Origin of the sequence: Gordonia sp. IITR100 (assembly GCF_002009645.1) — a bacterium.
GTDB lineage: Bacteria > Actinomycetota > Actinomycetes > Mycobacteriales > Mycobacteriaceae > Gordonia > Gordonia hongkongensis.
In genome coordinates, this window is sequence record NZ_MVKV01000009.1 from 187,162 (window position 1) to 208,174 (window position 21,013).

19 protein-coding genes and 1 pseudogene are annotated in these 21,013 nt (G+C 67.8%); 7 read left to right on the plus strand and 13 right to left on the minus strand.

The window, feature by feature from the left end; translation table 11 throughout:
• Window positions 1-132: 132 nt before the first annotated feature.
• On the minus strand, window positions 133-1,026 hold the full coding sequence (locus B1818_RS14630) for an SHOCT domain-containing protein (protein WP_231742459.1): 894 nt from the start codon (window positions 1,024-1,026) through the stop codon (window positions 133-135).
• A gap of 196 nt (window positions 1,027-1,222) precedes the next feature.
• Here B1818_RS14630 and B1818_RS24450 point away from each other — a divergent pair, with 196 nt between their 5' ends.
• Both B1818_RS24450 and B1818_RS24455 read left to right on the plus strand, forming a co-directional pair.
• A complete protein-coding gene (locus B1818_RS24450; protein WP_242697052.1) occupies window positions 1,223-1,546 on the plus strand; it encodes a hypothetical protein in 324 nt (107 codons plus the stop codon).
• A gap of 45 nt (window positions 1,547-1,591) precedes the next feature.
• Window positions 1,592-2,116 (plus strand): CDP-diacylglycerol diphosphatase, encoded by a 525-nt coding sequence (locus B1818_RS24455; protein WP_323055852.1) that lies wholly within the window; start codon window positions 1,592-1,594, stop codon window positions 2,114-2,116.
• 102 nt (window positions 2,117-2,218) lie between these two features.
• Here the strand turns inward: B1818_RS24455 and tuf are convergent, their stop codons facing one another.
• The 6 genes from tuf to B1818_RS14665 form a co-directional block, all read right to left on the minus strand.
• Entirely contained in the window at window positions 2,219-3,409 is a 1,191-nt protein-coding gene (gene tuf / locus B1818_RS14640; RefSeq protein ID WP_004020593.1) for an elongation factor Tu, read from the minus strand.
• Window positions 3,410-3,514: 105 nt separating this feature from the next.
• Window positions 3,515-5,620 (minus strand): elongation factor G, encoded by a 2,106-nt coding sequence (gene fusA, locus B1818_RS14645; protein ID WP_078113127.1) that lies wholly within the window; start codon window positions 5,618-5,620, stop codon window positions 3,515-3,517.
• Between the two features lie 89 nt (window positions 5,621-5,709).
• Window positions 5,710-6,180, minus strand: a complete 471-nt coding sequence (rpsG, locus tag B1818_RS14650) for a 30S ribosomal protein S7 (protein WP_004020595.1) — start codon at window positions 6,178-6,180, stop codon at window positions 5,710-5,712.
• A 6-nt stretch (window positions 6,181-6,186) separates the two neighbouring features.
• Entirely contained in the window at window positions 6,187-6,558 is a 372-nt protein-coding gene (rpsL, locus tag B1818_RS14655) for a 30S ribosomal protein S12 (RefSeq protein ID WP_004020596.1), read from the minus strand.
• 449 nt (window positions 6,559-7,007) lie between these two features.
• Window positions 7,008-7,781, minus strand: a complete 774-nt coding sequence (locus B1818_RS14660) for a hypothetical protein (protein WP_242697051.1) — start codon at window positions 7,779-7,781, stop codon at window positions 7,008-7,010.
• Window positions 7,778-8,653, minus strand: coding sequence for an exodeoxyribonuclease III (locus tag B1818_RS14665; RefSeq protein ID WP_078113148.1), 876 nt, complete (start codon window positions 8,651-8,653; stop codon window positions 7,778-7,780). The genes B1818_RS14660 and B1818_RS14665 overlap by 4 nt, the downstream gene beginning before the upstream one ends.
• An 88-nt stretch (window positions 8,654-8,741) precedes the next feature.
• On the opposite strand from B1818_RS14665, the gene B1818_RS14670 reads away from it, so the two are divergent.
• Window positions 8,742-10,379 carry a sigma-54-dependent Fis family transcriptional regulator gene (locus tag B1818_RS14670; RefSeq protein WP_139363025.1) on the plus strand — a complete coding sequence of 546 codons (1,638 nt, stop codon included), beginning with the start codon at window positions 8,742-8,744 and terminating at the stop codon, window positions 10,377-10,379.
• 9 nt (window positions 10,380-10,388) lie between these two features.
• Here the strand turns inward: B1818_RS14670 and B1818_RS14675 are convergent, their stop codons facing one another.
• Window positions 10,389-11,507: an HPP family protein gene (locus B1818_RS14675; RefSeq protein WP_078113128.1), complete on the minus strand. Its 1,119-nt coding sequence runs from the start codon at window positions 11,505-11,507 to the stop codon at window positions 10,389-10,391.
• A 209-nt stretch (window positions 11,508-11,716) separates the two neighbouring features.
• Between B1818_RS14675 and B1818_RS14680 the strand changes: the two genes are divergently transcribed.
• From B1818_RS14680 to B1818_RS14690, 3 genes and pseudogenes are all read left to right on the plus strand, one after another.
• A complete protein-coding gene (locus B1818_RS14680) occupies window positions 11,717-13,219 on the plus strand; it encodes an aldehyde dehydrogenase family protein (RefSeq protein ID WP_065629673.1) in 1,503 nt (500 codons plus the stop codon).
• A 40-nt stretch (window positions 13,220-13,259) separates the two neighbouring features.
• Window positions 13,260-14,378 carry an NDMA-dependent alcohol dehydrogenase gene (locus B1818_RS14685; RefSeq protein WP_058252381.1) on the plus strand — a complete coding sequence of 373 codons (1,119 nt, stop codon included), beginning with the start codon at window positions 13,260-13,262 and terminating at the stop codon, window positions 14,376-14,378.
• 109 nt (window positions 14,379-14,487) lie between these two features.
• A pseudogene (locus tag B1818_RS14690) lies at window positions 14,488-15,069 on the plus strand (Pr6Pr family membrane protein); the annotation flags it as partial.
• Window positions 15,070-15,121: 52 nt separating this feature from the next.
• On the opposite strand, the gene B1818_RS14695 reads toward B1818_RS14690, so the two are convergent.
• From B1818_RS14695 to B1818_RS14715, 5 genes are all read right to left on the minus strand, one after another.
• Window positions 15,122-15,775 carry a TetR/AcrR family transcriptional regulator gene (locus B1818_RS14695; protein ID WP_065629675.1) on the minus strand — a complete coding sequence of 218 codons (654 nt, stop codon included), beginning with the start codon at window positions 15,773-15,775 and terminating at the stop codon, window positions 15,122-15,124.
• Between the two features lie 8 nt (window positions 15,776-15,783).
• Complete coding sequence (locus tag B1818_RS14700) at window positions 15,784-16,956, minus strand: acyl-CoA dehydrogenase family protein (RefSeq protein WP_010840516.1); 1,173 nt, start codon at window positions 16,954-16,956, stop codon at window positions 15,784-15,786.
• A 60-nt stretch (window positions 16,957-17,016) separates the two neighbouring features.
• Complete coding sequence (locus tag B1818_RS14705) at window positions 17,017-18,177, minus strand: acyl-CoA dehydrogenase family protein (protein ID WP_078113129.1); 1,161 nt, start codon at window positions 18,175-18,177, stop codon at window positions 17,017-17,019.
• 109 nt (window positions 18,178-18,286) lie between these two features.
• On the minus strand, window positions 18,287-19,087 hold the full coding sequence (locus tag B1818_RS14710; RefSeq protein WP_078113130.1) for a TIGR03084 family metal-binding protein: 801 nt from the start codon (window positions 19,085-19,087) through the stop codon (window positions 18,287-18,289).
• A gap of 361 nt (window positions 19,088-19,448) precedes the next feature.
• Window positions 19,449-20,360 carry a PaaI family thioesterase gene (locus tag B1818_RS14715; RefSeq protein WP_078113131.1) on the minus strand — a complete coding sequence of 304 codons (912 nt, stop codon included), beginning with the start codon at window positions 20,358-20,360 and terminating at the stop codon, window positions 19,449-19,451.
• Between the two features lie 103 nt (window positions 20,361-20,463).
• Between B1818_RS14715 and B1818_RS14720 the strand changes: the two genes are divergently transcribed.
• Window positions 20,464-20,925, plus strand: coding sequence for a hypothetical protein (locus B1818_RS14720; protein ID WP_078113132.1), 462 nt, complete (start codon window positions 20,464-20,466; stop codon window positions 20,923-20,925).
• Window positions 20,926-21,013: the final 88 nt, after the last annotated feature.

Below are 21,013 nucleotides of genomic sequence, written 5' to 3' on the forward strand. Positions count from 1 at the left end.
GACCATCAGCAATGCCACGGCTGTGACCCTAGGGCATCGACATCGATATCGAGTGGTGACCAGAGTGACTAGAGTGAATCAAGTGGCGTATGTGGCAGAGGATTCATTTTGTTACAGACGATCCACGCAGCGTCAGAGATCGTCGACGATGCGCTGACGCGCCCGCGCGTACTCCTCCTCGGTGACCGCGCCGGTGCGGCGCAGTTCGTCCAGCGACGCGAGCCGTTCGGCCGGCGAACGGCCCGGGTCACCACCCCGGCCCGACCCGCCACCGGCCTTGGTGAACGACGGGGGGTCCATCCGAGACGAGCTCGCCGAATCCGCCCGGACTCCCGCCCAGCCGCGCACGACCTCCATGACCTCCGCTCGGGCCGCGGGATTGGACCGCAGATCGATCACGCCACTGCCCGCCACCCCGTGACGCCCCAGGATCTGCAGGATCTCCCCCAACGGTTCCGCCTGACCGGTGAGATCGTAGGTCCGGCCGTCCTCTTCGGAGGTGAACCTGGCCGGCACCGAACCGGCGAGCAAAGCGGTTGCCTGCCAGTCGATCTCGAAGTCCTGGGACTCGGGATCGACCATCACGGCCAACCGACGGGCGTGAAGCAGCGGCTGCTGGTAATGCGGCACGACCTTCCTCGTCGACACCTCGAACGGAGCGAGTCCCTCGGCGTGGATCCGGAGCCCGAGCTTCATCAGCGGCTGGTCGTTGATCTCGACATTCGTCTGACCGATCGAGGTGATCTCGGCGATGCCGAACACTCCGGCGGCGCGCAGGCGTTCCAGCTTGGCGCCACCCCGATAGTTGAACCACGCGATGGCAACGCCGAGAACGATATCCAGCACGGTGATGCCGATCCCGGTCCACAGCATCCACTCCGTGTCGGGTGCATCGATCACGAAGTAGGCGACGAGGAAGATCGGACCGACGATCCCGCACAGCATGACAAACGCGAAAGTGCCCACGGCACTCCACACATGGGCAGGAACACGTGGCCCGGTCCCCGACTCTCCGAACATGGTCATGCGCGAACTCTATGCGCGGACCTGCGGCGACGGAAGTTCGAAGGCCGAGGCGTCCCACCTTGGAACGACATGGAAGCGCCACCGTTCGCAGTCGGCGCCGGATACGAGTAGTTCGCCGCACTTTCCCGGGTCAAAGTTGCCTGATCTGCGGTTTCGGCACGACCCGGAGAGTCTCGGTGGCACACTCTGCGCTCAGATGAGCACGCCGAGGCTCACCACCGAGAGGTTCCCCATGGACGACACCCGCTCGCATCGGTTCACCCGGCTCCTCTCGACGATGGCCGTCACCGCCGCCATCGTCGCGAGCTCCGCCCTGAGTGGAGGCGGGGTCGCCTCGGCCGCACCACCGACGCCGACCCAAAAACTCTGCGGCCAGAGCACCGACGATCCCGCCACCGATAAGTTCCTGCTTCTCTGGGGAAAGGTGAAGGGCACCAAGCCCGGTCAGATCGGCGACAACATCGACGTCATTCAGCCGGGTCCCCAGTACCAGCCGAACCCGAAGTACGTGAAGTACTAAGCAATCCGTCGAGGTGGTGACCACAAAGGTCACAACGATGACTTCCTGCTCCTACCCACCAACCGGATCAGGGGCATCGAATGCCCCTATCTGTACAACGGTTCCGAGTTGAACCTGTGGAGCGCGGCGTGGCTGCAGGCGGGCAAATTGGTCGCCAAGAATCCCACTCGACCGATTGCGATAGGGGTGAACTCCGCCACGGCGCGCTCGCAAAACCAGCTGCACATTCATCTGGCGCAGGTGAATCCCACCACGCTGGCCGACCTGAGGGCGATCCCCAACCCGGAGACGCATCTGGACAACTGGACGAAGACCGACGTCGTCTTGAGGCTCAACAAGACCAAATCGAAGATCCCCCGGCACTTCCGCGTCGTCAAGTACACCGGCGGTCTGCCCGATCTGTTTCGTGTCCTGAAACGTCAGCTGCCCGCCACCGAGGACATGGCGGACCAATCGATCGGCGTGGTCGATGCCGGCCAGCCCAACACCTACTTCGTCCTCACCAGCAATCCGAAACTGGGTGGTGCCGGGACGGGACTGATGGACATGATCTACGGCTGGGGCGTCTGACCCTCGGCAGGATCAACGACAAAGGCGCCCGGCCACTTTCGTGGCCGGGCGCCTTCGACTCAGTGAGTCAGTGAGTCAGTGAGTCAGTGAGTCAGAACGAGATCACTTGGTGATCTTGGTGACTCGACCCGCACCGACGGTGCGGCCACCCTCGCGGATGGCGAAACGCAGGCCCTCGTCCATGGCGACCGGCTGGATGAGCTTGACGCTCATCTCGGTGTTGTCGCCCGGCATGACCATCTCGGTGCCCTCGGGGAGGGTCACGACGCCGGTCACGTCCGTGGTACGGAAGTAGAACTGCGGACGGTAGTTGTTGAAGAACGGGGTGTGACGGCCGCCCTCGTCCTTGGACAGGATGTACGCCTGGCCCTCGAACTCGGTGTGCGGGGTCGTGGTGCCCGGCTTCACGATGACCTGACCGCGCTCGACGTCCTCACGCTTGAGGCCGCGGAGCAGCAGACCGGCGTTGTCGCCTGCCTGTGCCGAATCGAGGAGCTTGTGGAACATCTCGATACCGGTGACGGTGGTCTTGGTGCTCTTCTCGCGGATGCCGACGATCTCGACTTCCTCGTTCACGTTGACCTCGCCGCGCTCCACACGACCGGTGACCACGGTGCCGCGGCCGGTGATGGTGAAGACGTCCTCGACGGGCATGAGGAACGGCTTCTCGGTCTCGCGGACCGGGTCCGGGATCGACTCGTCGACGGCAGCCATGAGCTCTTCGACCGACTTGGTCCACTCGGGGTCACCCTCGAGGGCCTTGAGAGCCGAGACCTTGACGACCGGGGCTTCCTCGTCGAACTCCTGGGCGGCCAGCAGTTCGCGGACCTCCATCTCGACGAGCTCGATGATCTCGTCGTCGTCGACCATGTCGGCCTTGTTCAGGGCGACCAGGATGTAGGGCACACCGACCTGGCGGGCCAGCAGCACGTGCTCGCGGGTCTGCGGCATCGGGCCGTCGGTGGCGGCGACCACGAGGATCGCGCCGTCCATCTGGGCAGCACCGGTGATCATGTTCTTGATGTAGTCGGCGTGACCGGGGGCGTCGACGTGGGCGTAGTGACGCTTCTCGGTCTCGTACTCGACGTGCGAGATGTTGATCGTGATACCGCGAGCTTTTTCCTCGGGAGCCTTGTCGATCTGATCGAACGCGAAGCTCTTGTTGAGGTCCGGGTACTTGTCGTGCAGCACCTTGGTGATGGCCGCGGTCAGCGTGGTCTTGCCGTGGTCGACGTGACCGATGGTGCCGATGTTCACGTGCGGCTTGGTCCGCTCGAACTTCGCCTTCGCCACTTGATTGTCCTCCTGGACTTGTTGCTCTACTGGGCGGATCCCAGCAGGGGTTTTCTTCTTACGTTGGTGCGCAGAACTGGTCGGCGCATGTCGCTAGGACCGGATTTACTCGCCGGTGGCCTTCGCGATGATTTCCTTCGACACGTTCGCGGGAACCTCCGCGTACGAATCGAACACCATGGAGTAGTTTGCCCGGCCCTGGGTCTTCGACCGGAGGTCTCCGATGTAGCCGAACATCTCCGACAGCGGCACCTGTGCCTTCACGACACGCGCACCACTGCGCTCCTCCATGGCCTGGATCTGGCCACGGCGGGAGTTCAGGTCGCCGATCACGTCACCCATGTAGTCCTCGGGAGTCGTGACCTCGACGGCCATCAGGGGCTCGAGGATGACCGGACCGGCCATCCGCGCAGCTTCCTTCAGGGCCTGCGAGCCGGCGATCTTGAACGCCATCTCCGAGGAGTCGACGTCGTGGTACTGACCGTCGAGCAGGGTGACCTTCAGGTTCACCAGCGGGTATCCGGCGAGGACACCGTACTGCATGGCGTCCTGGGCACCGGCGTCCACCGACGGGATGTACTCGCGCGGGACGCGGCCACCGGTGACGGCGTTGGCGAACTCGTAGGTCGCACCGTCCTCGGCGTCCACCAGGGGCTCGAGCTTGATGATGACCTTCGCGAACTGGCCCGATCCACCGGTCTGCTTCTTGTGGGTGAACTCGTGCTTCTCGACCGTCTTGCGGATGGTCTCGCGGTAGGCCACCTGCGGCTTGCCGACGTTGGCCTCGACCTTGAACTCGCGCTTCATGCGGTCGACGAGGATGTCGAGGTGGAGCTCGCCCATACCGCCGATGACGGTCTGGCCGGTCTCCTCGTCGAGCTGGACCGAGAAGGTCGGGTCCTCTTCGGCGAGCTTCTGGATCGCGGTGCCCAGCTTCTCCTGGTCGGACTTGGTCTTCGGCTCGATCGAGACGTTGATGACCGGGTCCGGGAAGCTCATGGACTCGAGCACGATCGGCGACGCCGAATCGCACAGGGTGTCACCGGTGGTGGTGTCCTTGAGACCGATCATCGCGTAGATGTGGCCCGCGGTGGCGTCCTCGACCGGGTTCTCCTTGTTGGCATGCATCTGGAAGAGCTTGCCGACGCGCTCCTTCTTGCCCTTGGTGGCGTTGAGCACCTGGGTGCCGGCGTTGATCTTGCCGGAGTACACGCGCACGAAGGTGAGCTTGCCGAAGAACGGGTGAGCCGCGATCTTGAACGCGAGAGCCGAAAACGGCTCGTCCGCGGACGGCTTGCGCGAGAGGATCTCCTCCTCGTCGCCCACGGCGTGACCCTCGACCGACGGCACGTCCAGCGGGGACGGCAGGTAGTCGATGATCGCGTCGAGCATGGGCTGCACGCCCTTGTTCTTGAACGCCGAGCCACAGATCACCGGGTAGAACTCACGGGCGATCGTGAGCTTGCGGATCGCGCCCTTGATCTCCTCGGTGGTCAGCTCTTCGCCGCCGAAGTACTTCTCGAGCAGTGCCTCGTCGGTCTCGGCGACCGTCTCGAGGAGCTTCTCGCGGCACTCCGCAGCCTGGTCGACCAGATCGGCGGGGATCTCCTCGATGGTCGGCGCAGCGCCGATCTCGACGGTTCCGCGCCAGGTGATCGCCTTCTGCTCGATGAGGTCGACGACGCCGTCGAAGTTGTCCTCGGCGCCGATCGGCAGCTGCAGGACCAGCGGCTTGGCGCCGAGGCGCTCCTCGATGGTGCGCACGGTGAAGAAGAAGTCCGCACCGAGCTTGTCCATCTTGTTGACGAAGCAGATACGCGGGACGTCGTACTTCTCCGCCTGACGCCAGACCTGCTCGGACTGCGGCTCGACGCCTTCCTTGCCGTCGAACACGGCGACCGCGCCGTCGAGCACGCGGAGGCTGCGCTCCACCTCGACGGTGAAGTCGACGTGGCCGGGGGTGTCGATGATGTTGATCTGGTTCTTGTTCCAGAAACACGTCACCGCCGCGGAGGTGATGGTGATCCCCCGCTCCTTCTCCTGCTCCATCCAGTCGGTGGTCGAGGCACCGTCGTGGGTTTCACCGATCTTGTAGTTCACACCGGTGTAGAAGAGGATTCGCTCGGTGGCGGTGGTCTTGCCGGCATCGATGTGGGCCATGATGCCGATGTTGCGAACCTTGTTCAGGTCGCTGAGCACTTCCTGTGCCACTTAATCGCCTCGCATTTTCGCTAGAGGTGTTGGGTCTGAGGTGGAACCGTCCGCGGCGTCGTGTTCCCCGACGCCGCGGACGGTTGGTGTCACCAGCGGTAGTGCGCGAACGCCCGGTTGGCCTCGGCCATCTTGTGGGTGTCCTCGCGGCGCTTCACCGAAGCACCGAGACCGTTGGACGCGTCCAGCAACTCGTTGGCGAGACGCTCGACCATGGTCTTCTCACGACGCTGACGGCTGAAGCTGACGAGCCAGCGGAGCGCGAGGGTGTTGGCGCGATTCGGCTTGACCTCGATCGGCACCTGGTAGGTGGCACCACCGACGCGGCGGCTCTTCACCTCGAGGGTGGGCTTCACGTTGTCGAGAGCGCGCTTGAGGGTGACGACCGGATCGGTGCCGGTCTTGTCGCGAGCCTGCTCGAGGGCGCCGTAGACGATGCGCTCGGCGGTCGACTTCTTGCCGTCCAGCAGGATCTTGTTGACCAGCTGGGTGACCAGCGGCGAACCGTAGACGGGATCGTTGATGAGGGGGCGCTTGGGAGCGGGTCCTTTACGTGGCATGACTTATCAGTTCCCCTTCTTGGCGCCGTAGCGGCTGCGAGCCTGCTTGCGGTCCTTGACACCCTGGGTGTCGAGCGAGCCGCGGATGATCTTGTAGCGCACACCCGGGAGGTCCTTCACACGACCGCCGCGGACGAGCACCATCGAGTGCTCCTGCAGGTTGTGGCCTTCGCCGGGGATGTAGGCGGTGACCTCGACCGAGCTGGTCAGGCGCACACGGGCGACCTTGCGCAGCGCCGAGTTCGGCTTCTTGGGGGTGGTGGTGTAGACGCGGGTGCACACGCCACGACGCTGCGGGCTTCCCTTGAGGGCCGCGGTCTTGGTCTTGGCAGCCTTGTCGTGACGGCCCTTGCGGACCAGCTGATTGATGGTTGGCACTAGGTGTTCGTTCCTCTTTGTCATCGGTTGTGGTTGGTGCTCCGGGCAAGCACGAAGTGGCTCGCAGGCCTGTTTTCGCGGCTTCCACAACTCGCCCCACCAGCACGTATGTGCTGGTCAGTACATTTTCGCTACCCCGAGGTCGGGCGTGTCATACACTCGACAGCGGATCGCCTGTCAGCCCCTCTGCCGGCCGTACCCCGAGATGCTCGGCGGCTCGAGAGCCGTAGGGCAGGCATGCGGACTGGCCCAGCATGGGCCGGGCACCGACGATCCACTCTACCGATCGGGTTTACACAGGTCAAAAAACGGATCCTGCACGCAACCGGCAGGTGAACGGGTCGTGCGCGATCGGGTCCGGGTCACGCTCGTGCTCGGCGTGCCCCTCTCACTTCTACACCGTGAAACCGCATGCGTCGAGGGCGCGAACTGCGGGTGCGACCATTCCGTCATCCGCGCTGCACGGGTCGCCTGAGCTGCTCGATCACGGGTGCGGACGGGCTCTCGGGGTCGCGCGGTCGACGCGTCGGCGAGGACTGGCCGCCGAACCACCGGTCGACGATCGTCGCCTGCCGTTCCACCTCGCCCCGGCGCGGCATGTGGTGGTTCTCACCGGCATCGCGCACGCCGTACACGTCCTCGCCCAGTTCGTACCGGGCCTGGTCGGCCAGCGCATCGGCGAGGAACCCGGCAGGCGAACGGGCAGCGGCGATCTGCCAGGCGTGGACCAGTTCGTGGATGAGCAGCTGGCCCGGCACCGGGTATGCCCTGGTCCCCGGCCCCAGGGTCGCGTCGAGGTGCGACCCGAGATTGCAGAGGATGCGGCCGTCGACCGCGGGCACCGTGAATGCGCGCCCGCCCCGACCGGCGAGATCGGTGAGGACGACGTCATCGAGCCACCCCGCGTCCCCGAAGACCGCCACGGCCACGCTTCGCTCGGCCGGGGTCAACCCGCGATGACGCACGCGACGGCGGATGACGCTCGACGTGACGAGGCCCGCGCCCAGCACGACGACGAACCCGAGCGGGCCGAGCCAGATCGTCACCGGCACCAGGTGCACCGCGAGGAGCACACCCGCCGTGGCCGCCGGGGCGTCGCCGAGTCGTCCCGCCCCGAGCCGGCGGGCGACGGAGAGCACCGTGCCGAGCAGGCGCCCATAGGCCCGGGCGGCCGCGATGACCGGACGGCGCAGGCGCGTCGCGGACGCCGGGCGGGGCATCATTCCGGCGTCTGCGGCAGTTTCACCTTCGTCGCACCGGGTTTCGCCGGATTCGACGGCGGCGGGACCACCGGTCCGATGTCGCCATCCGGAGCCTCGTCGAGGTCGACGATGACCGGCGCGTGGTCACTCGGCTTGCTGCCCTTGCGTGCTTTCCGGTCGATCCAGGCGGCCGCGACGCGATCGGCAGCGGACGCTCCGGCGAGGATCAGGTCGATGCGCATCCCGAGGTCTTTGTGGAACATGCCGGCGCGGTAGTCCCAGTAGCTGAACACACGCTCGCCCGGCCACCGGTCCCGGACGACGTCGCGCAGGCCCATCGATTCGAAGGTGGCCAGCGCGGCCCGTTCCGCCGGAGTGACGTGGGTGTGTCCCACATACGCGGCGGGGTCGAACAGGTCGGCGTCGGCCGGCGCGATGTTCATGTCGCCGCACAGGAGTGTCGTGGCCGGGTCCTCCACGGCACGGGCCAGCGCCGCGAGCCACTCGAGTTTGTAGGTGTAGTGGTCCGAGTCCGGGGTCCGGCCGTTCGGCACGTACAGCGAGTGGATCCGCAGTCCGCCGCACACCGCCGACACCGCCCGCGCCTCGAGAGTCGACGGGTCGGGGTATCCGGGCATGCCGTCGAATCCGATCCGGACGTCGTCGAGTCCGACCCGCGACAACAGCGCCACCCCGTTCCACTGCCCCTGTCCGGCGTGCGCGACCTCGTATCCGCGGTCGGCGAGATCGGTGCCGAGTGACTCGTCGAACGCGGCGTCGGAGAGTTTGGTCTCCTGCAGGCACACCACGTCGGGTCGGCGCTCGTCGAGCCAGGGCAACAGGCGCGGGATGCGCTGCTTCACGGAGTTCACGTTCCAGGTCGCCACGCGCATGCGACCACGGTAGTACCCCGCCATCAGGGCCCGGCCACCGCCGATCGCCGACCCGGCCTTTCGTTCCACGGTGACGTGTGTCACGTTGGTGGGTATCGACACGTTGCACCGCACCTCCGATTCGTCGCCCCGACGGCCCGTCATCGAGTCGTCGTGGCGTCGGTCGGAGCTGTCCGGGGTCCGCCCCGAGGACCGGACGCCGACGCAGGTCCAGGACATCGCTGCCGCCGACCCGCTGCTCGACGCCGCCCGCCCGGTCCTCGATGACGCCGCCGCCCGACTCGCCGACACCGATGTCTCGCTGCTGCTCGTCGACCACGAGTGCCGGATGGTGACGCGGGTGGCGTTCGGCACGACCGTGGAGCGCCGTCTCGACGCGATCGGCGCCTCGCCGGGCGTGCCGTTCGGCGAGGACGTCGTCGGGACGACAGCCCTCGGTACCCCGGCGGAGACCCGGGGCGGGATCGTCGTGAACAGCTCCGAGCACTACCTGGACCAGTTCAAGTCGATCAGTTGCTTCGGACAGCCGATCATCCATCCCGCGACCCGCAGGCTGGCCGGGATCATCTGCATGTCCGAGATCGCCGATCGCATCAACCCCTTGGCGATCCCGGTCGTCAACGGGATCGTCGCCGACATCGCCGACCGCCTGCTGGACCGGTCGCGAGCGCACCAGCGATGCGTCCTCGACGCGTTCCAGCGCGCCGCACCGCGTCGCGACCTCGCCGTCGCGGCCATCGGCGACGACCTCCAGCTCACGAATGCCCTTGCTGCCGAACTGCTCTCCCCCACCGACATCGGCGCGATGCGGATCGTCGCGACCGATCCCGCACTGCGCGCGACAGTACTGCCGCTGACCCTGGTGTCGGGCGCCGAGGTCGAGGTCGCCGTCGAACCCGTGCCGGGCGCCTGCGGCGCGGCGCTGTTCCGCTTCCGGCCGGTCAGCGAGCCGCCGCCGAGGCGGTCCGCGCCACCGACCGCCCCGTCCCGCACCAGCGTCGCGATCACCGGCGAACCGGGGACCGGACGCAGCACCCACGCCGCTGCGCTCGCCGCCGAGACCGACTCGCCACCGGTGATCGTCGATGTCGCCGACGAGATCATCAGCGGTCGTCGCCCCGACATCCCCGCGTTCGTCGGACGCGCCCGATCGATGAGCACGACCCTGGTGATCGACGGCGTCGACCTCCTCGACCTGCAGTCGGTCGCCCTACTCGGGCGCGTGGCGGTGTCGAGCTCGCCGGAGTCGCCGCTGATCGTCGTCGGCGGGCCGCGCGACCAGGCGAGTCCGGGAGTCGCCGCACTCCTCGCCCGGTGCGCCACACGGGTCGATCTCGCTCCACTACGTCATCGGACCTCGGAGCTGGCGTCGATCGCGAGCAGCGCACTGACAGACATCGACCCGGAGCTCACGCTGTCCGGACTGGCGACGGACGCCCTGCTGTGCGACGACTGGCCGGGCAACCTCACCGAGCTCAACTCGGTGCTCCGGCAGGCCGCCCTGACGTGCCGAGCGCGCGCCGCGCGGGTCGTCGAACCCGCCGACCTGCCACCCGCCTATCGGACGACCAGCCGGGCCGCGCACCTGTCCGGCCGAGAGCAGGCCGAGCGCACCGCGATCGTCGAAGCGCTGGACCGTGCCCGGGGCAACAAGGTGCATGCCGCAAGGGATCTCGGCATCAGCCGGACGACGCTGTACTCGCGGATGCGCGCACTGGACATCTGAGCGCGCCGGCTACTCCGGCACCGTGGTGCGGGGCACCGGGTCCCGCAGCGTCTGCCGTGCGAGCGCCGCGATGAGGTCGGTCCGGGTCACGATGCCGACCAGGGTGTGCCCCTCCAACACCGGGACCGCGTCGCATCCGCTCTCGGCGAGCAGCGGCAACAGCGCCCCGACCGGCGTGCCCGGGGTCGCGACGGCCGGTTCCGCCGACATCACGTCCGCGGCGCACAACTCGACGTCGTCCGAACGCATCAACCGCCGCACGAGATGGATCTGGAACACCACACCGACGAACATGCCGTCGTCCGACGTCACCGGCAGCGAGGTGAAGCCGTACTCGTCGAAGAGGACGGCGACGTCTCGCAGCGGCGTCTCGGGGTTCACGGTCACCAGGTCTCGGGACATCACGTCCGTCGCGGCGAGCGGGCCCGCGCGATGACCGGCAGCCTGCAGTTCGGCGGCCCCGATCAGTCTCGCGAGGTCGGCGACACCGAGGTTGAGCGACTGCTCGTACCGGTCGAGGATGCCGGTCAGTTCGTCCTCGTCCAGACCGAGCCGCGCAGCGGGCGGGGGCGCCGCGTCGAACCGGCGATACGGGTAACGCCGTCCGGTCAACCGGGCGTATCCGGCGGCGAGGACCACCAGCAGGAGTGTGCCCGCGAGGACGGGCGCGAGGACGAACCGGAACCCCAGCGACTGGATCGTCTCCGGACTGAGCGCGGCTGTCATCGCCACCGCGCCGGCAGGCGGATGGACCGCGTGGCACCCGATCATCAAGGCCACGGACAGACCGACCGCGAGCGCCACCCGAAGCGCGGGCTGGCCGATGGTGAGGGTGGTCGCCACCCCCACGACCGCCGACACCGCGTTGCCGACGGTCGCGGGCCACGGCTGCGCCAACGGACTGTTCGGCGCGGCGAAGACGAGCACGGCGGTCGCCCCGAACGGCGCGATCAGGAAGAGTCCGAGCCGCAGGTCGACCCCCGACGCGGCGAGCACCAGACCGACGAGTCCGAGCGCCACCCCGGCCCCTGCTCCCGCCCGGAGGGCCTCACGGATCGAGATACCCCCGGTCACCGGGCCGAGGCCACGCAGGGCGGCGCCGACCCTGCCCGCTGGGCGCACGTTCACTCTGCTCCTCCGAAGGTCCCTGACTTGTCCGGCGTCTCACGGTAGCCACGCGGTGACGGCCGGTCGCCGCGACCCCTGTACAGCCCAGGTGTTCAGTTTCTGGACACGGCGACACGTCGGAACGGTGAGAGAAATAAGTCAGGTCGAATATGACCGAGATCACTCCACCGACCACATCACCGCCGGCACCACGCCGACCAGGAGGCCCCATGACCGCCGTCGTTCCCGACACCGCCCTGCATGAGCGCGTTCGCGATTTCATTTCCGCCGACCGTCCGATGCTGATCGGCGGCGAGTGGGTGTGGTCGGCCTCGGGCCGCACCTTCGAGACCATCGATCCCGCGACGGCGCGTCCGCTCACCTCGGTCGCCCACGGCGACGCGGCCGACATCGATCGCGCGGTCCGCGCCGCGCGCCAGGCCTTCGACGACGGCCCGTGGACCCGGATGAAGCCGAATGAACGCGAACGCCTGCTGTGGCGGGTCGGCGACATCCTCACCGAACGCGCCGAGGAGTTCGGCCAGCTGGAGGCGCTCGACAACGGCAAGGCGGCCACCATCGCCGCCGCGGTCGACACCAACTGGTCGGCCGACATCTTCCGCTACAACGCGGGCCTCGCCACCAAGATCACCGGGTCGACGGTCGACGTCTCGATGCCGTTCGTGCCCGGCGGCGAGTTCCACGCGTACACCCTGCGCGAGCCGGTCGGAGTCTGCGGCCTGATCGTGCCGTGGAACTTCCCGCTCCTGATGGCCGCGTTCAAGCTGGCCCCCGCATTGGCGGCCGGCAACACCGTCATCCTCAAGCCGGCCGAACAGACCCCGCTGACGGCCCTGCTCCTCGGCGAGGTGTTCCAAGAGGCCGGCTTCCCACCGGGCGTGGTCAACATCGTCACCGGTTACGGCGAGGCCGGCGCGGCGCTCGCCGCGCACGACGACGTCGACAAGATCGCGTTCACCGGCTCGACGGAGGTCGGCAAGAAGATCGTCGACGCCGCGAAGGGCAACCTCAAGAAGGTGTCGCTGGAACTCGGCGGCAAGAGCCCCAACATCGTCTTCGCCGACGCCGACTTCGAGAAGGCGGTCGCCGGGTCGGTCGCGGCCTGGATGTTCAACCACGGACAGTGCTGTGTCGCCGGAACACGTCTCTTCGTCGAGCGGCCGATCTTCGACGACTTCACCGCGGCCGTCGCGGAGGCGGCCTCGCAGGCCAAGATCGGACCCGGCCTCGACCCGTCGACCGAACTCGGACCGCTGGTCAGCCAAGAGCAGTTCGATCGCGTCTCGGGATACCTGGCGGCGGGCCTCGCCGACGGCGCACGGGCACTGACGGGTGGAAAGCGTTGGGGCGACGAGGGATTCTTCATCGAACCGACCGTCTTCGTCGACGTCGATCCGAGTTTCTCGATCGTGCAGGAGGAGATCTTCGGTCCCGTCGTCGCCGCCATGCCCTTCGATGCCGACACCGGGGTCGCGGCCGCGGCCAACGACTCCATCTACGGTCTCGCAGCAGGCATCTGGACCACGGATCTGTCCAAGGCGCACCGGACAGCTCGACAGATCAAGGCCGGCTCGGTCTGGGTGAACCAGTACAACGGCTTCGACACCGCCATGCCGTTCGGCGGTTACAAGCAGTCGGGATGGGGGCGCGAACTCGGCTCGTCGGCCATCGAGCTCTACACCCAGACCAAGGCCGTCAACATCTCGCTCTGACCCTCATCCGCCCTCGAGTACACCCAAGGAGCACGATTTCATGTCTCTCACCACCAAGGCAGCCGTCCTCACCGGACCCGGAAAGCCGTTCGAGATCGTCGAACTCGACCTCGACGAGCCCCGCGAAGGCGAGGTGCTGATCAAGTACACCGCGGCCGGCCTGTGCCACTCCGACCTTCACCTGACCGACGGCGACCTCCCGCCCCGCTATCCGATCGTGGGCGGCCACGAGGGTTCGGGGATCATCGAGGCGGTCGGCCCGGGCGTCACCAAGGTCAAGCCCGGCGACCACGTGGTCTGCAGCTTCATCCCCAACTGCGGCACCTGCCGCTACTGCTCCACCGGCCGGCAGAACCTCTGCGACATGGGCGCCACCATCCTCGAGGGATCGATGCCCGATGGCACATTCCGATTCCACGGTGGCGGTGACGATTTCGGAGCCATGTGCATGCTCGGCACCTTCGCCGAACGCGCGACGATCTCGCAGCACTCGGTCGTCAAGGTCGACGAGTGGTTGCCGCTCGACAAGGCAGTGCTCGTAGGTTGCGGCGTGCCCTCGGGCTGGGGCACCTCGGTGTACGCGGGCGGCGTGCGTGCCGGCGACACCGTGGTGATCTACGGCATCGGCGGCCTGGGCATCAACGCGGTGCAGGGCGCGGTGTCGGCCGGGGCCAAATACGTCGTGGTCGTCGACCCGGTCGCGCTCAAGCGCGACACGGCGCTCAAATTCGGTGCAACACATGCCTTCGCCGACGCCGCCGAGGCCGCGGAGAAGGTCAACGAACTGACCTGGGGGCAGGGTGCCGACCAGGCCCTCATCCTCGTCGGCACGGTCGACGCGGAGGTCGTGGCCAACGCGACCGCCGTCGTGGGCAAGGGCGGGACGGTCGTCATCACCGGTCTCGCCGATCCGACGAAGCTGACCGTGCAGGTCTCCGGAACCGATCTGACCCTGAACCAGAAAACCATCAAGGGCAGTCTGTTCGGCTCGGCCAATCCGCAGTACGACATCGTCAAACTGCTGCGCCTGTACGACGCGGGGCAGCTCAAGCTCGACGAACTGGTCACGCAGACCTACACCCTCGACCAGGTCAACGAGGGCTACCAGGATCTGCGGGACGGCAAGAACATCCGCGGGGTCATCATCCACGCGGAGTGAATACCCGGTCGGTTCGCCCGAGGTGCCGTCTCCCTCGGGCGAACCGGCCACCCACGTCGCCGGGCGGACTTTCCGGTCCGCGCCCGCACGAGGTGCTTGAATCACACATGTGACCGTGACCTGGTGGATACGTCTGCTCCGCATCGCCTTTGCCGCCCTGGGCGTCACCGCGCTCGTGTATCAGGCGGTGCTGCGCTCCGGCGACGCCGGCTTCACGCTCGCGAACTTCTTCAGCTACTTCACGGTGCTGAGCAACATCTTCGCCGCGCTCATCCTGCTCGTCGGCGGACTGCTGGCCCCGGCAAGCCCGGCCTGGGAGTGGTGCCGCGGGGCGGCGACCACCTGCATGGTCATCACCGGGATCGTCTATGCGCTTCTGCTGCAGGGCATCGACGTCGATGTCACCTACGCCTGGGTGAACGACGTGCTGCATCGCGTCATCCCGCTCGTCATGCTCCTGGACTGGATCGTGGTGCGCGCCCGGCGACTACCCGAACGGGCGTGGCTGTCCTGGCTCACGATCCCGCTCGTGTACGGCGTCTACACGTTGATCCGCGGGCCGATCGCGGACTGGTATCCCTACCCGTTCATCGATCCGCGCGGGCAGGGTTATCTGTCGATGACGATCTCGCTCGTCGTCGTGTTCGTCGGCATGGCCTTCATGTCGTTCGGCGTCTACTGGGTCGGCACCGCGGTCGGCGACCCGATGCGCCGGAGCCCGGACAGCCCGCCGCCGAACGCGGTTAGTCCGCGCCCGGCCGGTCCGCGGGCGCGCTCCCGAACGCCGCGACGAGCTGCGCCGACCAGGTGTCGACGACCAGCGCACGCCGGGCGGAGTCATCGGACAGCGTGTCCGCCAGGCCGAGTCCGCGCGCCATGTCCAGAGTCGCCTGCACCAGCCGGTAACCGGTCTCGTCGTCCGGGGCCACCCCCATCGCGGCCATCGTCCGCTGATGGGCCGCGCGGGCGAACTTCGCTTCGAGTGGCAGGATGAGCCGCCGCAGCGCCGGGTCGGACGCGGCGGCGGCCCAGACCTGGAGTGCTGCCTTGAATTCGGTGCCGGTGTAGACGTCGACGGCCCGCTGGACGGCGCGGATGACCCGGTCCGGGGTCACTTCGTCCGCCGCCTCCGGCGATGCGTGCGGATCCCCGACGGCAGCGCGGGTCATGTCCTCGAAGACCTGCTCGAGTGCCGCGGTGATGAGGGCTTCGCGCGTCGGGAAGTGATGTTGCGCCGCACCGCGGGACACGCCGGCACGTTCGGCGACCGCGGCCACGGTCGCGGCGGCCCAGCCGTCCGCGGCCAGCGCGTCGACCGTGGACCGCAACAGGCGCTCGCGGGTCAACCGCGAGCGTTCCTGTTGCGGGGAGCGGGTGTTCGCCGACGACGTGGTCACCGCGAGCCTCAGTAGGACTTCGGCAGCCCGAGGCTGGTCTGCGCGACGAAGTTGAGGATCATCTCCCGGCTCACCGGGGCGATGCGGGCGATCCGGGCGAGGCTCAGCATCGGCGCCAGTCCGTACTCGGTGGTCAGACCGTTGCCGCCCAGGGAGTGCACGGCCTGGTCCACGACCTTCACACAGGCCTCGGCGGCCGCGTACTTCGCCATGTTGGCCGGCTCGGCGGCGCCCCAGTCGTCGCCGGCGTCGTAGAGGGTCGCTGCCTTCTGCATCATCAGCTTGGCCATCTCGAGCTCGACCTTGCCCTGGGCGAGCGGGTGCGCGATCGCCTGGTGCGCACCGATCGGCGTCTTCCACACCGTGCGCTCCTTCACGTACGACACCGCCTTGTCGAGCGCGAACCGGCCCATCCCGACGGCCGACGCCGCGGCCATGATGCGTTCCGGATTGAGCCCGGCGAACAGTTGACTCAGGGCAGCGTCCTCGGAGCCGACGAGCGCGTCGGCGGGCAATCGCACATCGTCGAGGAAGAGCTGAAACTGCTTCTCTGGGTTCTGCAGTTCCATGTCGATCATCGTGTACGAGAAGTTCTCGGAGTCGGTGGGGACGATGAAGAGCGCGGGCTTGAGGTTGCCGGTCTTCGCGTCTTCGGTGCGGGCGACGATCAACACGGCCTGCGCCTGGTCGACGCCGGAGATGTAGACCTTCTGGCCGGTGAGCAACCAGTCCGAGCCGTCCCGACGGGCCGTGGTGGTGATCTGGTGGGAATTGGAGCCGGCATCGGGTTCGGTGATACCGAACGCCATCGTGATCGACCCGTCGGCGAGACCCGGCAGCCACCGCTGCTTCTGCTCGTCGGTGCCGAAACGGGCGATGACGTTGCCGCAGATGGCCGGTGAGACGACGAGCATCAGCAGTCCGGTGCCCGACGCGGCGATCTCCTCCATCACGATGGCGAGCTCATACATCCCGGCACCGCCGCCGCCGTACTCCTCGGGGAGATTGACCCCGATGAAGCCGAGCTTGCCCGCCTCGGCCCACAACTCGTCGGTCTTGCGGCCGGTGCGCGCGCACTCGCGGAAGTACTCCTGTCCGTACTTCGCGGCGAGTCCGGCGACCGCCGCGCGCAGCTCGGCGCGTTCGGTGGTCTCCACGAACGGATTGGTGTCCACGGTCATGTCGATGCTCCCTGTCTCGGTCTTCGATGTGGTTCGGCGGCGGACGGTTTCGGCGGCCGGTCAGGCCTGGTAACCGAGCCGTTTGGCGGCCAGTCCGTTGAGGATCTCGGTGGTGCCGCCACCGATCCCGATGATGCGCATGTCGCGGTATTGCCGTTCGACCTCGGTGCCGGTCATGTAACCGAGGCCGCCGTGCAGCTGAACGGCTTTGTTGGCCACCCACTCCCCCGCCTCGACCGCGGTGTTCTTGGCGAAGCACACCTCGGCGATGAGGTCGTCGGTGGAGCTGACCTTCCGTTCGACGAGGGCCCGCGTGTAGGTGCGGGCGATGTCGATGCGGCGTGCCATCTCGATCAGGGTGTCCTGCACCGACTGCCGGGCGATGATGGGTTTGCCGAAGGTCTCACGGTCGCGCGCCCACTGCAGGGTGAGGTCGAGGCAGCGTTGCGCACTGGCGTACGCCTGCACCGCCAGACCGGACCGTTCGGTGACGAAAGCGGTTGCTATCTGCGAGAATCCGGAGTTCTCCGGTCCGACCAGGTTGGTGACCGGCACCCGCCCATCGACGAAGGACAGTTCCGCGGTGTCGGAACTGCGCCACCCCATCTTGTCCAGCTTCCGCGTGACCTCGAAGCCGGGTGTGCCCTTCTCGACGACGAGCAGTGAGACGCCCGCGGCTCCCGGTCCTCCGGTGCGGACGGCGACGACGACGAAGTCGGCGCGGACCGCGGAGGTGATGTAGGTCTTGGAACCGTTGACGACGTAGTGGTCCCCGTCGCGCTCGGCCTTCGTCGTCAGGTGGCCGACGTCGCTTCCGCCGCCGGGTTCGGTGATCGCCAGGCTCCCGATCTTCTCGCCCGCGAGCGTGGGCCGCACCCACCGGTCGATCTGGTCGGGGTCGCCGGCGGCGATCAGGTGCGGCAGGGCGATGCCGTGGGTGAACAGCGACGCGAAGACGCCACCGGCCGCGCCGGCGTAGTGGAGTTCCTCGCCGAGGATCGTGCTGTCGATCAGATCACCGCCGGAGCCACCCACCTCCTCGGGGACCCCGAGCCCGAACAGACCCAGTTTGGCCGCCTCGATGTGCAGTTCACGGGGGATGGCACCCTCGCGCTCCCAGTCGTCCTGGAACGGGAGGATGTGTTTGTCGACGAATCGGCGCACGGTGGAACGCAATTCGAGGCGTTCGGGCGTCTCCCAGATCGGACTGGCGATGGGCATCGTGTTCTCCTGTCGGACTGCGTGCGACTGCGTGCTGCTGCGATCGGACGATTCGGCGGCGTAAGGGGGCGGTGGACGTCAGCGGCGGACGGTGACGACGACGGGCGTCTCAGCTCGCCCGCGGTTCGCGACCCGGCCCGGGCGGACCTGCGAAACACTGTGCGATACCCGACCATTCGACCGCGTCGGGTCCGGTGAGCTCGAGTGCGAGGTCGGCGAGTGCGCGTCGCTGGGTCACCAGGAAGCAGAAGTCGAGTGCTGGCCCGCGCACGCTGTTCGACGCGTCGTCCGGGCCCCAGGTCCAGATCTCGCCCGACGGCGCGGTGAGCGCGTAGTGGAACGGCTCGGCCGGGGGCGTGCGGCCGTTGACGATGTAGGCGAAGTCGCGTGTGCGGACGCCGATGTGGGCGACGCTGCGGATCCGATCGGTCGGCACGACGGGAACACCGAGGGCGTCGGCGACATCGAGGCCGTGCGCCCATGTCTCCATCAGGCGCGCGGTCGCCATCGACGCCGCGGACATCGGTGGTCCAAACCACGGGATCTTGACGCCGGCCGGTACCTCGCGCAGCGCGTCGGCGAGACGGTCGCGCGCCGCCCGCCACCCGGCCAGGATCTCGTCGGCCGGCGCGGCGGCCCCCGCTTCGGCGGCGTCGTCGACGTAGGTCGCCACGCTGCTCGCCGCCTCGGAGAGCAGTGCGCCGAACCGGTCCGGGTCGGTGGCCGCGACCGCCGCCACCTCGTCGGTCCACGCCAGATGCGCGATCTGGTGCGCGATCGTCCACCCCGGCGCCGGCGTGGGGGTGGCCCAGCCCGCATCGTCGAGACCCGCGACGAGCGTGTCGAGCTGCGCGGATTCGGCTTCGAGGTCGGCGACGACGCCGATCACGGCTGCTTGTCCCTCAGGCATGCGATCACCCTCACACACGGCCTCAGAAGAATCAAGCGCGCTTGATTGTTTTTCCCGCAGGGACGACCCGGCGCCTTCACCGCCGGTGGTTGAGCCGGCACCGAGCGGAGCGAGGCGCCGAGTCGAAGCCACTCGGCGACCTGCCCCCACCGCTGGTTGAGCCGGCACCGAGCGGAGCGAGGCGCCGAGTCGAAGCCACTCGGGGACCCGAGCCCCACCGCTGGTTGAGCCGGCACCGAGCGGAGCGAGGCGCCGAGTCGAAGCCACTCGGCGACCCGGGCACAAGAGGTGACCTCGACCGACGCGGCAACCTCGCCACGCCCGATAGACGCTGCTCGGCCGGCTGACGACCCAACTGCGGTCAGCAGTAGTGGATGTCGACCGTGGCTCGGCTCAGCAGGATGTCGTCGTAGGAGGTCATCGTCGCCTCGAAGGACGAGATGCGGCGGCCGAGTTTGATCGGCGTCACCTCGACCACCACTTCACTGCCGTCGACAGCAGGTGAACGGTAGAAACCGATCGCCATGTCCCCGATCGAGTACTCCTGCCCGGCACCGGCATGCAGATGCCCGGCGAACGATGCCGCCTGGCCGGCGATGGTGGCGATGACGCCGCCGTGCATGGTGCCGAACATGTTGCCCATCCACGGTTCGGTGGCGCTGCGAAAGCGGATGCCGGACTCACGGTCGGTGGTGCCGTCGATCACCTCGACGCGGCCGTTGAGCATGTCGGTGAGCGGGCCGGGTTCCCGCATCTTCGACGCGATCTCCTCGACCACGGCCCGCCCGGACAGCGCGGCGGGTATGCGCTCGGGCAGGACGGACCCGTCATCGTCGCTGCATTGCGGTGTCGCGTGGCCGATCTCGGCGGACGGGGTGGCACCGGTCGGGGCACGGCCAACTCGGACGTTGCGTGCGGTCCCGACGCAGCACAGGTCCCCGGTACCGGTGCGGATCTCGACCGACGTCGAGCCCCAGTCGTCGTCGTGCATGACCACCTCGGCCCGTGCGGCAACCAGGTCGCCCACTTCTGCGCGGCCGTGCGTGGACATCGTCAGGCGTGCCTGGAGGGTCGCCGCGGCGGGGTCGTCGTGGATGCGATGGAACGGGATACCACCGCAGTGATCGAACAGCACGGCGAGCGCCGGCAACTCGATCACGCCGCGATGGTCGGCGAACCGCGCGCACAGCCGCTGCGAGGCCCGCACCCCCGACTCCGACACCGAGATGTCGCCGAGGTGGAACGCGGACAGGGGATCGTGCGGCTGGCTCATGAAATCCCTTCTATCAGCGATGTACCGCCGATCTCGCATTGGAGAGTCCAATCTCACTCCCGTAGTCTGGCTGCGTACGTGTCCAAAGTGACGGGAGATACAGATGCGACGCACAACTGTGGCGACGATCGGGGCGATTGCGGCAGTGGGAGCGTTCGGCGTAGGAGCAGGCACCGCCTTCGCCGCACCCGCGGAACGACCCCTCAGCGTGGAGCAGGTCCCCAACGCCGGAGTCACCGTCGGCGCGAACGGCATCACGGGCGGTTTCGTGGCGAGCATCCTCGCCTCGGCCACCGAACCCGGGGTCACGCTGATCACGCTCAACACGACGCCCACCGAGTCCTGCGCCACCAACCTGAAGGATGCGCGCGTCGGGATCACCTGGAAGAACACCTCGACCGGCGCATCCGGCGACGAGGTCTTCGCCGCATGTGCGGACGGACGTCCGTCCGACGGGGTCGCCGTTACGACCGGAGCGGGATCGGTCGAGTTCACCACGACGATCCTCGGCCAGGGCGACCAGACCTTCACGGTCGTCCCGGGCAGCGGATCGTTCACGCGCTGACGCCGAGCCGACCACAACCTACTCTTCGCTGAGGTGCGGGACGTCCACGACGGACCGACAGACGTCAACTCGACCCCCAGACCTCGAT

Bases quoted from the DNA above. Each gene is read 5' to 3' on its own strand.
- B1818_RS14720 (WP_078113132.1), top strand. From the start codon at position 20,464: ATGCGACGCACAACTGTGGCGACGATCGGGGCGATTGCGGCAGTGGGA.
- B1818_RS14685 (WP_058252381.1), top strand. From the start codon at position 13,260: ATGTCTCTCACCACCAAGGCAGCCGTCCTCACCGGACCCGGAAAGCCG.
- B1818_RS14665 (WP_078113148.1), bottom strand. From the start codon at position 8,653: ATGCGCGTGGCGACCTGGAACGTGAACTCCGTGAAGCAGCGCATCCCG.
- B1818_RS14660 (WP_242697051.1), bottom strand. From the start codon at position 7,781: ATGATGCCCCGCCCGGCGTCCGCGACGCGCCTGCGCCGTCCGGTCATC.
- B1818_RS14710 (WP_078113130.1), bottom strand. From the start codon at position 19,087: ATGCCTGAGGGACAAGCAGCCGTGATCGGCGTCGTCGCCGACCTCGAA.
- B1818_RS14680 (WP_065629673.1), top strand. From the start codon at position 11,717: ATGACCGCCGTCGTTCCCGACACCGCCCTGCATGAGCGCGTTCGCGAT.
- B1818_RS14715 (WP_078113131.1), bottom strand. From the start codon at position 20,360: ATGAGCCAGCCGCACGATCCCCTGTCCGCGTTCCACCTCGGCGACATC.
- B1818_RS14705 (WP_078113129.1), bottom strand. From the start codon at position 18,177: ATGCCCATCGCCAGTCCGATCTGGGAGACGCCCGAACGCCTCGAATTG.
- rpsG (WP_004020595.1), bottom strand. From the start codon at position 6,180: ATGCCACGTAAAGGACCCGCTCCCAAGCGCCCCCTCATCAACGATCCC.
- B1818_RS14630 (WP_231742459.1), bottom strand. From the start codon at position 1,026: ATGACCATGTTCGGAGAGTCGGGGACCGGGCCACGTGTTCCTGCCCAT.
- B1818_RS14700 (WP_010840516.1), bottom strand. From the start codon at position 16,956: ATGACCGTGGACACCAATCCGTTCGTGGAGACCACCGAACGCGCCGAG.
- B1818_RS24450 (WP_242697052.1), top strand. From the start codon at position 1,223: ATGAGCACGCCGAGGCTCACCACCGAGAGGTTCCCCATGGACGACACC.